Annotated in this window: 14 protein-coding genes; 13 read left to right on the forward strand and 1 reads right to left on the reverse strand. The window is 48.1% G+C overall.

What is annotated here, in order from left to right:
* Window positions 1-34 precede the first annotated feature (34 nt).
* The 8 genes from FS628_RS21615 (at window position 35) to FS628_RS21650 (ending at window position 10,033) form a co-directional block, all read left to right on the forward strand.
* Window positions 35-517: an ATPase gene (locus FS628_RS21615; RefSeq protein ID WP_186327914.1), complete on the forward strand. Its 483-nt coding sequence runs from the start codon at window positions 35-37 to the stop codon at window positions 515-517.
* Between the two features lie 18 nt (window positions 518-535).
* A complete protein-coding gene (locus tag FS628_RS21620) occupies window positions 536-1,681 on the forward strand; it encodes a transglutaminase domain-containing protein (RefSeq protein WP_145325071.1) in 1,146 nt (381 codons plus the stop codon).
* Between the two features lie 105 nt (window positions 1,682-1,786).
* Window positions 1,787-3,823, forward strand: a complete 2,037-nt coding sequence (locus FS628_RS21625) for a peptidoglycan D,D-transpeptidase FtsI family protein (RefSeq protein WP_145325072.1) — start codon at window positions 1,787-1,789, stop codon at window positions 3,821-3,823.
* Window positions 3,824-4,187: 364 nt separating this feature from the next.
* The gene (locus FS628_RS21630) at window positions 4,188-6,164 is read left to right on the forward strand and encodes a peptidoglycan D,D-transpeptidase FtsI family protein (RefSeq protein ID WP_145325073.1); all 1,977 of its coding nucleotides are present in this window, start codon (window positions 4,188-4,190) and stop codon (window positions 6,162-6,164) included.
* A 236-nt stretch (window positions 6,165-6,400) separates the two neighbouring features.
* The gene (locus FS628_RS21635; protein ID WP_145325074.1) at window positions 6,401-7,345 is read left to right on the forward strand and encodes a metal ABC transporter solute-binding protein, Zn/Mn family; all 945 of its coding nucleotides are present in this window, start codon (window positions 6,401-6,403) and stop codon (window positions 7,343-7,345) included.
* 31 nt (window positions 7,346-7,376) lie between these two features.
* Complete coding sequence (locus FS628_RS21640; protein WP_260871136.1) at window positions 7,377-8,198, forward strand: metal ABC transporter ATP-binding protein; 822 nt, start codon at window positions 7,377-7,379, stop codon at window positions 8,196-8,198.
* Between the two features lie 3 nt (window positions 8,199-8,201).
* The gene (locus FS628_RS21645) at window positions 8,202-9,161 is read left to right on the forward strand and encodes a metal ABC transporter permease (RefSeq protein ID WP_145325075.1); all 960 of its coding nucleotides are present in this window, start codon (window positions 8,202-8,204) and stop codon (window positions 9,159-9,161) included.
* Complete coding sequence (locus FS628_RS21650; protein ID WP_145325076.1) at window positions 9,161-10,033, forward strand: metal ABC transporter permease; 873 nt, start codon at window positions 9,161-9,163, stop codon at window positions 10,031-10,033. Before FS628_RS21645 ends, FS628_RS21650 begins: the two co-directional genes overlap by 1 nt.
* Before the next feature lie 150 nt (window positions 10,034-10,183).
* Here FS628_RS21650 and FS628_RS21655 read toward each other — a convergent pair whose 3' ends face one another.
* Window positions 10,184-11,317, reverse strand: coding sequence for an SMP-30/gluconolactonase/LRE family protein (locus tag FS628_RS21655; protein ID WP_145325077.1), 1,134 nt, complete (start codon window positions 11,315-11,317; stop codon window positions 10,184-10,186).
* Window positions 11,318-11,675: 358 nt separating this feature from the next.
* On the opposite strand from FS628_RS21655, the gene FS628_RS32050 reads away from it, so the two are divergent.
* The 5 genes from FS628_RS32050 (at window position 11,676) to FS628_RS21675 (ending at window position 15,610) form a co-directional block, all read left to right on the forward strand.
* Entirely contained in the window at window positions 11,676-11,951 is a 276-nt protein-coding gene (locus FS628_RS32050; RefSeq protein ID WP_222125269.1) for a hypothetical protein, read from the forward strand.
* A 444-nt stretch (window positions 11,952-12,395) separates the two neighbouring features.
* Window positions 12,396-12,542, forward strand: a complete 147-nt coding sequence (locus FS628_RS32055) for a hypothetical protein (RefSeq protein WP_222125270.1) — start codon at window positions 12,396-12,398, stop codon at window positions 12,540-12,542.
* Between the two features lie 133 nt (window positions 12,543-12,675).
* Window positions 12,676-13,425, forward strand: a complete 750-nt coding sequence (locus FS628_RS21665) for a Cof-type HAD-IIB family hydrolase (RefSeq protein ID WP_076211034.1) — start codon at window positions 12,676-12,678, stop codon at window positions 13,423-13,425.
* 54 nt (window positions 13,426-13,479) lie between these two features.
* Window positions 13,480-13,920, forward strand: coding sequence for a DUF456 domain-containing protein (locus FS628_RS21670; RefSeq protein ID WP_047841365.1), 441 nt, complete (start codon window positions 13,480-13,482; stop codon window positions 13,918-13,920).
* 61 nt (window positions 13,921-13,981) lie between these two features.
* Window positions 13,982-15,610: a putative polysaccharide biosynthesis protein gene (locus tag FS628_RS21675; protein WP_145325078.1), complete on the forward strand. Its 1,629-nt coding sequence runs from the start codon at window positions 13,982-13,984 to the stop codon at window positions 15,608-15,610.
* Window positions 15,611-15,664 lie beyond the last annotated feature (54 nt).

The raw sequence follows: 15,664 nt of genomic DNA on the forward strand, positions 1-15,664 counted from the left end.
GGAAATCATGTATAATATTCGGGAAGTGTAACGAATGAATTCTAATACGGAAGGTGTAGTCATGAACATAGAAGTAATGAAAGAGTTTGTGATGCAGAACTGGCTGGTGATCGTGGTTGCATTGATCATTTTGTTCTTTGTTCTGAATGTGGTTAAAACCGTATTGAAATGGGCGATTGCCATCATCATTATTGCGGCTCTACTGATATACAGCGGCATCTCCATTGATCAGATCAAACAGACAGTGACAGACGTACAATCCAGTACGATGGACACATTGAAGAAGGAAGCGACCAGCATGATGCTCAAGGAAGCTTCCAAAGCAACCTACGTCAAAGGGCAGGATGGCGCATTCACCATCACAAGTCCCAATGTGGAGATTAAGGGCCGAACGCAATCGGATAAAGTTGATGTGACCTTCCGCGGAATTTCACTCGGTGAATGGAAACTCGACAATGAAACGATACGTACGTTTGTCGAACAGGCACAGGAAAACAAGACAGCACCAGCATCGTAGTAAAGGGGGAATCAGTACGTGCTGCAGAATTGGCTGGACAGCCTGAAGGAGTTTAATGGCATCACCATTATGCTGCTGCTGATTGTGGCTGCTTCATTGTTACAAGGGTGGTCCAGAGGGGCTTCGCGTTCAGCAGGCAGACTCTTCGGGTTCCTGATGGATGGCATTATGGCGGTGATTGGTATTCTGTTGTCGATCGGTTTAACGATGTGGCTTGCACCATATGTGCAGCAGTGGCTGTCTGCGTATGCTTCAGCCATGCCTAACCGCGAGTTGAATCGGTGGGAACAGATGTATTATACGTTAGTTACAGCAATTGCAGATTTTCCGCTGATGCGGTTCGCTGTATTATTTGTACTTAGCTACGGACTCATTCGATTGGTTCTTGGATTGCTGTCTTCATTTATGTTTAGCAGCAGGCAGGGGCTAGGCGAGGAAAGTGCTCCTAAAGGTATGTTTAGCAGGTTGACAGGTGCATTGATAGGCACGATTATAGGCTCTGTCCGCGGAATGATTGTCATTGCGGTGCTGTTCATGATTGTCAGTCTCTACCCTGGGAGCATGTTCAGCCGATATGTGGAGGCATCTCCCATCTATATGCAAGGGGCCAAATCGGTGATCGAACCGTTGTCTGGTACGTTCATCAAGGACAAGCTTCCCGTATTTACGCAGGCTGTGCAGAAGGAACTTGGCGGTATCCTGCAACGCAAATATGAAGTCATTGACCATAATATTCCGACAGACATTGAATCTGCTGCGCGTGAGGTTGTTAAAGGCGAATCGACAGATGAAGCCAAAGCAAGAGCGCTCTATGACTGGGTAGGTTCACGTATTCAGTATGACTATGGTAAAGTGGATGACTATGAGCAAAAGGGCATATGGCATGAACAGACTCCGCAGAATACATTTGATACACGCAAAGGCGTATGTATTGATTATGCTCGTCTCTATGCCGTGATGGCCCGTTCACAAGGACTTGAAGTCAAAGTCGTTACAGGACTTGGGTATAACGGCCAGGGAGGGTACGGTCCGCATGCGTGGAATGAGGTGTATTTGAGCGATTCCGAGAGCTGGGTTCCGCTTGATCCGACATGGGCAATCAGTGGAGACTGGTTTAATCCTCCTAATTTTGCCGACACCCATTTAAAGGATCAATCAGCTTAACATTACAACGGACATGGGTCCGTAATATGACGACGTTGCCAGGTTATCATGCCGGGAAGAACCAGTTTGAGCGGTATGCATCAAGTCATGAAAGAGGTAGGATGGATGAAAAAGCATTCCAATGAGAAGGATGAACTTACAGATAAACGGCGCTTTAGCTACCGGATGAACGTATTTTTCTTCGCTTCCTTTGTTATTTTTAGCGTTATTATTGTACGCTTGGCCTTTTTGCAATTCGTGGAGGGCCCTGAACTTAGTCAGGAAGAAGCAAGTAACATTACCAAGGATGTACCGCTGCCTCCTGTGAGAGGCACGATCTATGATTCGACAGGTGAAGTGAAGCTGGCTTATTCCAAGCCCATTCAGTCGCTATACCTGACGCTGTATAAAAACTATGGGGATGTGGACGGAAAACCGAGTCCTAACATAGGGGAAATTCAGGATATCGCAACCCGGTTACATGACGTGTTTGAACAGTACAAGCTGAAGGATTCAGAACCACTCACGGTGGAGCAGATCATTGAAGCTATGGACTTGAACTCACGCAAGGCAAATGGTTTCATGCCCCGACTTATTAAGAGTGATCTGTCCGAGGAAGAAGTCGCTTATTTCCTGCAGCATAAGGATGAGTTCAAAGGCATTCAGATTGTCGAGGAAAGTGTACGATTCTATGATCCGGACACGGTAGCGGTTCAGACGATCGGTTATCTGAAGAAGTTCAGAAGCTCGAAAACCTTGAATAAGTACAAAGAGGTGGACGAGGCCAATAAAAAGCAAACGGATCCGGGCCTTGTGTATACGGAGAATGAATTCGTAGGCTTTGACGGACTGGAGCTGCAATATCAGGATGCTCTCCGCGGCAAAAGCGGATATACATCGGTTGATGTTGATTTGCGTAACTTGCCTGAAGGCGTGGCAGGTTCTACCCCGCCGGAGAAAGGGTATGACCTGATTTCCAGCATTAACAAGAACGTTCAGATGAAAACGGAACAGGCCATCCTGGACCAGTTGAGCTGGCTACACCGGAACCCGGTTTCCGGTCGATTGCATCCGAATGCCAAGACCGGGTTTGCGGTTGCGATGGAAGTGGATACCGGGAAAATCGTATCTGCTGCCAGTATGCCGGACTATGATACTAACGTATGGAGAACCGGCGGTATAAGCAATGAAGATTACGATAAAATAAAATATATCTATCAAAATGGTACGATCCGTGGATTCCCGCCAGATGATACTGGTAAACGGGCGGAATCTGTTGTGTTGCTCGGTTCAACGATCAAACCACTTAGTGTATTGATCGGTTTGAAAGAAGGTTTCTTCACTACAAATACCGTATATTCAGATAGAGGTTCAACGACCTTTGGTGGAGACAACCGTAGAGTGCAGAACTCTTCAGGCCATGTGTATGGTGCGATGCGTCCGCATGATGCGATTCGTCATTCCTCGAACGTGTTCATGATCGACGAGATCGGGAAGAAGCTGTATTCGAAGTATGGTGCGGAGGGTGTTGATGTATGGGATGAATATATGGAGCAATTCGGCCTTGGTGTATCTACAGGGGTGGATCTGCCGAATGAGCGGCCTGGTCTCAAAGAATACAGGGAAAGCTCCGAGAGTTCCTTGACCAAATTGGTATATGCCTCTTTTGGTCAGCAAGGGAAATATACAACCATGCAGTTAGCACAGTACACCACAATGCTGGCGAACAAAGGAAAACGGATGGAACCACAATTGGTTAGCGAGTTCCGGGATTCGGAAGGCAACGTGGTCGAGAAAGTGAAACCGAAAGTACTGAGCAAGGTAGAGTTTAACGATGCCTACTGGAACGAAGTGCAACGAGGCATGGCCACTGAAGTGTCGGCATTTAGCGGCTTCCCATATGATTTCGCCAGAAAAACAGGGACATCGACGCAACTCGTTGGCGGTAAACTGGTGGATAACGGGGTGTTTATCGCCTATGCACCACGTAATAATCCGAAGCTTGCTGTCGCTGTGGTTATCCCCGAAGGGGGCTTTGGATCGAGCAGTGCGGCTCCGGTTGCACGTGCGATCTTCGATGCCTATGACGAGGAGTTCGGTCTCGACGGTGTACCAAAAAAAGACAAGAATAAAGAATCAGAATCGGAATCAGGCACACAGTGATGTGAGGCATTAGTTACAGAGGGGACCCTTCGTGGGTCCTTTTTTTTTCACGCGGAGAATGGATCGTGGGGATGGACTAATTAATTGCATTAATGTGTAACCAAATGAGCTATACCACGTTTATATAAGGGAAGGGTAAACGCTTTCCGGAGAACTGGATAACGTTGATATGTCAGTGTTTACATTTAAATCGGTAGATTGGTTAATGTAACAGTTCTGTTTACGAAAATGTAACCAAAATTTGAAAGACGTGACAGCTAACCTTTGGTAGACTTGTATGAGAAAGGATTAAATATCGGATTGAACAGGTGCACAATACAGATAGGACATTATTTTTATAGAGGAACGGGAGAGGCTTAAAAATATGTTTAACCGATTGAAAAAGAAACCCATGACTGAGGAAGATACACCCGTCAACAAGCCTTCCACCGCAAGGCTGAATCTGTTTTTTTTCGCGGCATTTGTCATATTCAGTATTCTCATTTTCAGGTTGGCCTTTGTGCAATTTGTGGAGGGTCCTGAACTCACGTATATGGAAACGAGTCGTAATACCAAAGACATTCCACTCGCACCTGTTCGTGGTCCCATCTATGATGCGACAGGGGAAGTCGCGCTCGCTTATTCCGAACCTGTACAGTCCCTGTATGTGCTGTTGTATGAGGATTACCGGAATGATGAACGTAGACAGGAAGCAGAGGAACTGGCTCATGATCTGGCGGCTGTGTTTAAGCAGTTTAATCCAGGGGACAAAGAGCAGCCGGACGCGGAAGAGATCATCAAACGATTGGATCTGGATTACCAGAAAACGTTTGGCTATGTGCCGAGGCTGGTGAAGTCTGATCTATCGACCAAAGAAATTGCCTTTTTCATGGAGAAAAAAGCGGATTATCCGGGCGTTATGGTGCTGGAAGAAAACATAAGAAAATATGACCCGGATGGCGTAGCCGTTCAGGTTGTGGGATACACAAGAGAGTTCAAACGAGCACCAGATTCCATTGCCAAATATAAGGCCATCCGTGAAGGGGCAAGTACCCAGCGTGATCCAGGGCTTGTCTATCATGAAGAAGAGAAGGTTGGCTTCGATGGGCTGGAGCTTCAATACCAGGAAGAACTCCGTGGACGAAGCGGTTACCAATCCATTGATATTGACGCACGTAATCTGCCAGATGGAACGATGTTACAAACACCACCGGAGAAAGGCTACAGCCTGGTCTCCACCATTAACAAGGAAATTCAGATGGCCGCACAAGAGGCGATAACGGATGAGTTGCGCAGACTCCCTAAGGCAATTACCGGATACGCAGTAGCCATGGAAGTGGATACGGGGAATGTGGTGGCTATGGCGAGTATGCCGGATTATGATCCGAATGATTGGGATTATGACAAAATCAAATATGTGTTTCGGAATGGAACCACCGAGTCGTTCCCACCGAATGATGATAAGCCTAGTCGGGCGGAATCCGTTGTACTTCTTGGGTCAGTGATCAAACCGCTAAGTGTGCTGATTGGATTGAAAGAGGGATTATTTACAGCAGGAGAGACCTATCATGATCAGGGATATGCGGTTTTGGGGAAAGACGGACGACAAGTGAAGAACTCGCATTCTGCTTATAATGGTTCTATTACGGCGAGAAGAGCGATTGAGAAATCCTCCAATGCCTTCATGATTGATATGGTGGGTAAACGTTTGTTACGTAATTATGGCTCAGAGAAAGGCATCGATGTCTGGCACAAACACATGCAGGAATTTGGCTTGGGTGTGTCCACTGGTGTAGATCTGCCTAATGAATTTCTGGGTAGGCTAGAATATAATAATAAAGACGAATCAGCTCTAACACGTTTGGCATTTGCCTCCTTTGGACAACAAGCCAAGTACACCACGATGCAACTCGCACAATACACGACCATGCTTGCCAATAAAGGCAAACGGATGGAACCACATCTGGTGAAGGAAATTCGTGACGCGGATGGCAATGTAGTGAAAGAGATCAAACCTAAAGTGCTCAATGAAGTTGATTTTGCCGATGCGCACTGGAATGAAGTGCACAAAGGAATGGTTACCAAAGTAAGTTCATTTGACGGTTTCCCTTACGATTATGCCCGGAAAACAGGAACATCAGAGCAGGGGACCGGACCGAACAAGAAAGAGAATGGTGTATTTATTGCCTTTGCACCACGAGATAATCCTAAGCTTGCTGTAGCTGTTGTTGTACCGGAAGGTGGGTTCGGGTCAGTCAGTGCCTCGCCGATTGCACGGAAAATCTTCGATGCATACGATGAAGTATATGGTCTCGACGGAACGCCAAAAGGGAAGAAAGACGAAGGAAAAGACAACGAGTAATGTAAAAGAACGTCGCGGAAGTTAGCTCTTTTAATCTCATATCTAACAGGTTAATGAAGTGAATTAAATATATTTGGACAGGCAGGGGAAATTATCCCTTGCCTTTTTTTTTGGCTTCGGATAAAATTTGCACAAGGGAAACATTATTAGTCTTGATTAAAACTTAATACCTTGTACAACAAAATTAGATGTGGACAAGTATTTTAGGAGAGGGAAAGGGGACGGTTGAATTGTTAATGGTGAAGATGAGGAGTATTCAGAGGGGATTCATTACGCTAGCGGCTCTGGTGCTAGTTGTGGTGCTTACAGCGTGTTCAAGCAATGCAGAGACAGGCAGTGGAGGGAAAGTACAGGTAACAGCGACAACGGGTATGATTGCGGATGTAGCACGTGAGGTAGGCGGGGCATATGTTGATGTTACCGGTCTGATGGGCCCGGGCGTTGACCCCCACCTGTACAAGGCATCCCAAGGTGATATTCGCAAGCTGGAGCAAGCGGAAGTCATTTTCTATAATGGACTGCATCTCGAAGGTAAAATGACAGACATTTTGGAGAAAATGTCCTCAAACAAGCTGGTTACAGCCGTTACAGAGACCATTCCAGTCGAGGAACTGCACTCAGGCAAAGATACAGGCGGCACCGAATATGATCCACACGTCTGGTTTAACGTCAGCCACTGGATGCATGCGGCAGAAGCCGTACGCGATACGCTCGTGGAGGCGGACCCGGACCATACGGAAGAATACAAGGCTCAGGCAGAGGCGTATCTGGCGAAGCTCGAAGCACTGGATGCCGAGGTGCGTGAGAAGATTCTGGAGATTCCGGAAGCAAGCCGGGTATTGGTTACGGCGCATGATGCATTTGGATATTTCGGTCAGGCTTATGGCATGAAAGTGATGGGGCTTCAGGGCATCAGTACAGCAGCCGAATATGGTGCAAAAGATGTTAGCGAACTGCGGGATTATCTCGTAGATAACCATATCAAAGCAGTATTTGTTGAATCGAGTGTGCCTGCAAAAGCAATGGAAGCCATCATTGCCGGAGCAGCTCAAAAAGGACATACGGTCAGCATTGGTGGAGAACTGTTCTCGGATGCCATGGGGGCTGAAGGAACGGAAGAAGGCACATACATCGGTATGATTCGCCACAATGTTGAGACGATTGTAGCAGCCCTGAAATAATGAATCACATGAAGAGAGGAGTTACAGGATTATGGAAGATACAACTTTATTGGAACAAACTCCTACGAGACTGAACAACAGCCACTTGCAGGGAACGCAGCCAACATCGGCTCCTCTTAGTGTGAGGGATCTGGCTGTTGCGTATCATAAAAAACCAGTACTTAGCAGCGTATCCTTTGATATTCCGGAAGGACAACTCATCGGAATTCTCGGACCTAATGGCGCAGGGAAATCCACCCTGATCAAAGCGGTTCTGGGACTGGTACCGAAGATGCATGGCGAGGTTCGGATATTCGGACAATCGTACCGGGAACAACGTCGTCGTATCGGATATGTGCCACAACGGGAATCGGTCGACTGGGATTTTCCAACGCATGCACTCGATGTGGTTATGATGGGACGGTATGGTCATCTGGGTTGGTTCCGTCGTCCGGGAAAAAAGGAGCGGGACCTGGCTGCACACTGCCTAGAGCAAGTCGGCATGGGCGATTATATGTACCGCCAGATCAGTCAGCTGTCCGGTGGACAACAGCAGCGTGTCTTTCTGGCGCGGGCACTTGTGCAAGACGCGGATCTGTATTTCATGGATGAGCCGTTTGCAGGTGTGGATGCCACCACGGAGAAAGCGATCATATCGCTTTTGGAACAGCTGAAGAAACAAGGCAAGACGGTACTGGTCGTTCACCATGATCTGGCGACAGTCGAGGAATACTTCGACCATGTGCTGCTGCTCAATGGACGACTGGTGGCTGGCGGACCGACAAGCGAAGTATTTGTACCGGATACACTGCAAGAGACGTACGGAGGCCGGATTGCGATGATCGGAAGCCGGACGGAGAAAGGCCAGGTGTAGTGCATGTGGAACTGGATCATTGCCATCTTGTCCGACCCCAATACACGTTGGATATTGCTTGGCTGTCTGCTGCTGGGATTCAGTAGCGGAATTATTGGCACCTTCACCTTTCTTCGTAAGCAGAGCCTGATGGGGGACACCCTCGCTCATGCTGCTCTGCCCGGGATCTGTATTGCATTTATGTTGACGGAAACGAAGTCTGTAGGCTTATTCCTGTTCGGTGCTCTGGTGGCTGGCATTGTCGCAACCTTCGGAATCTCGTGGATTACACGCTACTCACGGATCAAGCAGGATGCGGCAATGGGAATCGTGTTAACCGTATTTTTCGGGGTTGGCGTAGTGATGCTGACGCGCATCCAGCATGGGGCGAGCGGAAGCCAAAGCGGACTTGATAAATATTTGTTTGGGCAGGCAGCCTCCATGGTCATGACGGATGTGTATGTCATGGGTGGCGTATGTCTCGTATTACTGATTGCCTGTCTTGCCTGGTTCAAGGAATTCAAACTGGTGAGTTTTGACCCGGGCTTTGCACGAGGTATGGGACTTCCAGTTGCCATGTTGGAGCAACTCATTTTGCTCTTGACGGTGATCGCGGTGGTTGCCGGGATTCAGGCCGTTGGTGTCGTGCTTGTTGCGGCCTTGCTGGTAACTCCGGCAGCAGCGGCACGTTGCTGGACCGACTCACTCGCACTCATGGTGTTGCTCGCTGGCATATTTGGTGCATTGAGCGGAGCAACAGGAACCATCTTCAGCACACTCGTACCTAATCTGCCGACAGGACCTGTAACGGTTCTTGCGGCCACGGTATTGTTTGCCGGATCAGCATTGCTGGCTCCACGTCGTGGACTGTTAGCTCGACGGTTGCGCAGTATTCAGGCGAAGTCCGCATATATGCGTGAAGAGCGAGCTACACTTCAGACTCTCGCCGCACAGCGAAATCAGCAGGAACGGGGGGAGATGTAATGGCAACGTTTTGGATTATCTTGACGGCCGTACTGGTTTCTTCTGCCTGCGCCATCCTCGGTTGTTTTCTGATCCTGCGGCGAATGGCTCTGGTCGGTGATGCGATCAGCCATGCGGTTCTCCCCGGTATTGCGATTGCTTTCCTGTGGAGCGGTTCCAGAGATTCGTTATGGATGCTGCTCGGTGCCACCGTGTTTGGTCTACTGACGGTATTCTTCATACAGAGTTTGCAGGCGGGTGGTCTATCGTCTGATGCTTCCATCGGAATTGTGTTCACGGCACTCTTTGCAGTAGGTGTCATTCTCATTAGTCTAAACGCCCAGCACATTGATCTGGATCTGGACTGTGTCTTGTTCGGTGAGATCGCTTATGTGCAGTGGGATACGCTAACCCTTGGGGGCACGGATGTCGGGCCGAGGGCGGTCTGGATGCTAGGCATCACTTTGCTGGTCATCCTCATTGTCATCGGACTGTTCTACAAACAGTTCAAGCTGTGTGCCTTCGATCCGGCGCTGGCTGCAGCCTGTGGCATTCCAGTAGTGCTGTTCCACTATTTGCTCATGGGACTCGTTTCCATGACGTCCGTAGCTTCATTTGAAAGTGTTGGGTCGATCCTCGTTGTGGGTATGTTAATTGTACCTGCGGCGACGGCTTACCTGCTTACAGATCGTCTGGGCAAAATGATTCTGTATGCTGTCCTGATCGGAGCAGCTTCCTCGGTTGGGGGTTACATCATGGCTTACGCCCTGGATGCTTCCATCGCGGGCTGCATGGTGGCTGTTGCTGGAATGTTATTTGTTCTCGCACTGCTGCTGTCCCCGAAACATGGCATTGTATTTCGTTATGCTCGTCGCAAATTTGCGGCACGTTAATTCATGGAGATTGTTAGCCGCCTGCTTTGCAGGCGGTTTTTTTGATTGGACTGTGAACTAAGAAAAATCCTAATAGCAGCTCCTCCTGCCAGAGTGAGCTGCTATTAGGATGCCTAAAGGTGGCAATGAGGTAGATGAATATAACAATCCTTACGGTTTCAAAGGCACCCGATGAACCCCTTGGCTTCCTCCCGGTGCGGTTCCGAGATACAAATATTTCCCTTGGCTTACGGCCGTGGTGATGCCATACAATGTTCCTTCCGGATCATGCCAACTACTAATAAGCTCTCCTTCTGGTCCATATTCTGCAACAAGACCGTGTTTCACCGGGGCACTGGCTCCATTTAACAAGGACTGTGGAACTTTGGACATCGTCGCTGCTAACCAAGGGTGACTATGCATGTAATCGGCAAAAGACAGACGGGTTGTGAATACCCCTACCCAGAAGTGTCCCTGTGCGTCACGGGTGATATTGTCCGGAAACCCAGCCAGATTCTCCGCAAAAATATCAGAGGTGCCTTGTTTGGGGCCCTTCAACCAGTACCGGGTCAACTGATAATGATACGATTCTGCGACAAGCACGAAGTCTTCTTCGGCAGACAGTACGACCCCATTGGCAAAATATAAATCCTCAAGCAGAACGGTCGTCTGCTTGGTCAGTGGATCATATTTCAACAATCGTCCATGCGGTTTATTCTCGGCAATTTCCTTGAACATGACTTTGCCATAGTTAGAGGTATCGGAGAAATAAATCGATCCGTCTTGCGCGATGTCCAGTTCGTTCGCCAGATAGATCGGCCCCCCATCTACTTCAGTAGTTAGTACTTCGATGTTTCCGTTCGGGTCAATGGACAGGAGCCCTTTCTGAATATCCGCCACAATCAAATTTCCGGCAGCATCAAATTTCAGGCCGTTAGGTGTTCCGTGGGTATCGGCGAATACCTCTGCTGGCTGTGCCTTGTCCTCGGCGTCAAAGGTCACTCTGTAGATTTTGCCGTCGGAGTCACCCGCATACAGTCGCCCTTCTTTATCAAAAGTGATAAATTCCGGGAACTCCGCGCGGTCTGTAACCAATTCAGCGGAGCTAAGTTTGTTGTTCTCTTTCCAGGGACCCTCCTTCTCAAAAGAAGGAGCAGCAGGTGCAGACCAAACAGCGGGTTCTACCGGGGCGGGTATCAGCAGGAATGCAACGATTCCCAGCACAATTACCCCTAGCAGGGTCAGGCTCCATCTACGAATTTGTTGACCAGTGGATGGTTTGCGTTGTTTTTGTTCTGTTGACATATTAATCCTCCTAATAGTGTTTCTGTTGTTGTCATAGCGTGCAGTATAACTGCCACTACACGTTCCGGCGTGTCCTTCGCGCCGACAGAGGCATCCTCCCCCTGTGCCATTCACGTTGAGAAACCCATCTCCGTCGAGCCTCGCACATAAAGAGAAATTGCACGCGACGGTTACGATTCTTCCACCCAAAGGGCATCAATTAACAATACGTTGTTTTTTTAAAGAAACGATGTTACCTTAACTTCAAAAAAAATAATACAAAGTTAAAAATGAGCATAAGACCATATCTGGTAACACTGTTTCCTGTAAGAATCATAGTAACCAAAATGAAACGAATGTGTCAAATTCTTTTTTTATCATGATGACTCCATTGCAACTTTTCTGCAAATGGTTAGAATGCCTGTTAGAACTAATTAGCACTGCCCAGAAGCAAGGGCAGATTTCGGACCAGGAAGAGACCGGGACTCTTGTCAGCACTATATGGGCATCGCTGCACGGTGTAATTCACCTGCATATGGGCGGGTTCCTTGGTGATGTAAAGGCAACCCATACCGTATACAAACAAACCATGAATTTGATGTCCCAATCCTTGTTTGCAGTATCCAAGCCAGACAGAGGAGCGAACAGGGGATAATTGGATTTAATCTTAGCTACGGGTTAGGCTGGTAAAACAGGCAGAGTGAAAAAAGTTAAGCTAAAAGCGGTTCATCCTGTAGGAGGTGGATCGTTTTTTTATTTAGGAAAATATACATCACATAAAATGTAATAACTTCGAAGTTTAATCCTGAGCGGGTTATTTTGTTGCAGGTCGACGATCTGTGGTAAAATGTCGTTAGCTGTGACGTCCGGAGCGTCCGTTTTTGCGGATGCCGGGCGACCTTGTCATGAGAGAATGTTTAAAATTAGATAAAGAGAACCTTTAAGTTGAACTGGAGAACCATCAAGGACGGAGAGGGCAGATAGGACCTAGAGAAGGGAAATTTGTTTATGAATTTCCTTCTTGATGGTAGGTGTTATGAGCTCTAAATACAAAGGTGATGTAGTGAAGGGGGCGGAATCGATCTGAAGAAGCGATAGCGTGCGCCTGAAAGCTTTCTGCAAGAAAGCTGCTTCGAAAGCATACGCTGTCTCCGAATTTCTAACCTTTAAGAAGAGAGAATCTAGAAAATTCGGAGACAACAGCGATCGGAAGACGATCCGTACACGTAACGGTTACCTCGTATAATCTCAATACACTAAAGAAAAAGGTAATTCTAAAACAAAGATACTACGACTCGAAAAATTTTCTGCCCGCTTAGTGCATGAATGGATATCCATGAGTTCAACTTGGAGAGAGACAACCTAGGAGGAACTACTGTATGAGTGAATTGAAATACAAATTGCTAGCATTGGATATGGATGGAACATTACTTAACGATAATCATGAAATTACACAGGAGACCGCCAAGTGGATTCAAATTGCCATTCGTCGGGGTGTACATGTGTGCCTTTCCACGGGAAGAGCCGTATTCCACGCGATGCCTTATGCGGTTCAACTTGGACTGGAGACACCAATGGTTACCGTTAACGGTAGTGAGGTCTGGAAAGCTCCGCATGATCTGCATATGCGTCATCTGATGGACCCGGCATTAATTCGCAAAATGCAGGAAATTGGTGAGAAATATAACAGCTGGTACTGGGCATACTCGGTGGAAGAGCTGTTCAACCGTGATCGCTGGACGGACAATATTGAAGGTCTGGAATGGCTAAAATTCGGTTTCAATACCGAAGTGGATGAAGCTCGTCACCAGATTATGATGGAACTGCAACAAATGGGTGGTCTGCAGATGACGAATTCTTCACCTGTTAATATCGAGATCAACCCTGCTGGAATATCCAAAGCCAGTGGTGTAGCTGAGGTTTGCAAACTGCTGGGTATCGAGATGTCCGAAGTCGTTGCTGTCGGAGACAGTCTGAATGATCTGGCTGTCATTGAGGCCGTAGGTCTGGGTGTAGCGATGGGCAATGCGCAAGAGCAGGTGAAGGAAGCGGCTGATCTGATCGTAGCGAGTAATAATGAAGACGGCATCGTCGAAGTGATCCGTGAACATATTTTGAAGGGGGAGTAACTTTTGCTTGCAACCATTGCCTGGATTTTAATTGTACTGCTGTTTGCAGTGGGGATGGCTGGAACGGTATATCCCATACTGCCTGGTGCTGTAGCGATTTTCTTCGCGTTTCTGGTCTACGGCTGGTTCTTCAGCTTTGATCCGTTCGGTGTGTGGTTCTGGATCATCCAGATTCTGATTGTTGTTGTGCTGTTCGTGGCTGATTATGTTGTCAGTGCATGGGGCGTGAAGAAGTTCGGTGGCTCCAAACTTTCGACCACGCTCAGTACCATTGGTGTTATCATTGGCCCATTTGTCATTCCGGCATTCGGACTGGTGCTGGGACCATTTATCGGTGCTTTTATCGGGGAACTGATCGGAGGGTCTTCACCTTCCAAAGCGTCGAAAGTTGGGTTTGGTTCTGTGGTGGGGCTGTTTACGAGCACCGTAATGAAAATTATTTTGCAGATCGTCATGATAGTTCTCTTTATTATCTGGGTGGTAAGATTCGCCTAAACATGAGGGATTAGTTTCAACGGGATGCACGTCCGGTGTGGAGGAAAGAAGGGGAATTGGTTTGTCTAAGAAAGAAACATTCATTAAGGGTACGCTCATTCTGGCGGCAGCTGCACTGATCGCGAGGGTACTCGGATTGGTTCAACGGGTGCCGCTGGAGCATATCCTCGGGGATATCGGTAACGCATCGTTTACCATCTCCAATACGGTATATTTAATGCTGTTAACTGTAGCAACGGCAGGCATACCAAGTACACTTAGCAAAATGGTGTCGGAACGCTACGCACTCGGTCGCGCGGGTGAAGCACAACAGATCTACCGTGCAGCCCTGATCTTTGCGGCTGTCGCCGGGGTAGTCATGTCTGCTTTATTGTGGTTCGCGGCGCCTTATTATGCTACCTATGTCTCCAAAGTACCGGAATCGGTCAGCGCCATTCGTGCCTTGGCCCCAGCCTTGCTGCTCTTCCCAGCCATTGCGATGATGCGTGGATATTTCCAGGGACGCGGCAACATGACAGCAGGCGGTATTTCACAGATTGTGGAACAGTTCGCCCGTGTAGGTACAGCCATTATCGTGGCATATGTCATGCTGCAATGGAATTATGATGATCAGACAATTGCCGCAGGTGCCTCATTTGGTGGGGTATTGGGAAGTGTTGGTGCCTTCGGTGTCATGCTGTACTTTACCTTGAAGCTGCGTCGTAGCGACCGTGCTGCGCAATTGAATTACGAGCGTGCAGAGCAACTGCCGATGCGAGGCATCTACAGTGATATCTTCAAATTGTCTATTCCAATTGTGCTGTCCTCGCTTGCAGTTCCAGCCATTAACTTTATCGATTCATCCCTTGTGGTTCCACTGCTTAGTGGCCAGATCGGACTTGAAGAGGCGACAGGCGTACTTGCGATCCTCGGTGCCAAAGCCCAAAGTATTGCGGGTATTCCGCCAATTCTGGCTATCGCTTTAAGTCAATCGTTGGTGCCTGTCATTTCGGCAGCATTTGCCCGGAAGGATGAAGCCCATCTGAAGAATCAGGTTACACTTGCATTGCGCATTTCGATTCTGACAGGTATGCCGATTGTTATTGCACTTTGTGCGGCAGCGTATTCGGTTAATGGATTGCTGTTTACCAATCTGGATGGAACGCCGATCATTGCCTTACTGACATTCGGCACCATTTTCCAGATTACAATGATGACCACCAACTCCATTTTACTCGGGGTGGGAAAACCACGGATTACGATGATCAGTGTCGCAGCAGGTGTTGTGATCAAACTGATCGCAAGTCTGATTCTGGCGCCGTTCTTTGGCATTTACGGCATCATTATTGCAACGGCCCTTTGTTTCCTGGTTATCACATACCTGAATCTGCGGGTCCTTCGCAAAATCGTTGATTTCTCCATCATGGGAGACCGCTGGAGAGGGTTTATCATTACAGTGGTGCTTGCAGCAGGTGTAGGATTTGCAGCGAACTGGATTGGCAATATGATCTTTGGGCTCTTCCTGCCAGCACGCGTATCCTTCTTGCTTACATGCCTTGTGGTCGGTGTGCTTGTTGTGGTGGTGTATCTGGTTCTCATGGTCGTGCTCCGTGTATTGCGCAAGGACGAGCTGGGCGGTTACCCCCGTATCCTTCAAAAAATTCTCCGTCCACTCATGCGTCTCCAACGTGGAGGCGTGCAAAGAGGATAATCCTGCACGAAACATCTGGCGCATCATTCGGTTAGATACGATACAAGCTCTGTC

It is taken from the genome of Paenibacillus xylanexedens, from assembly GCF_007676705.1.
Classification (GTDB): Bacteria; Bacillota; Bacilli; order Paenibacillales; family Paenibacillaceae; genus Paenibacillus; species Paenibacillus xylanexedens_C.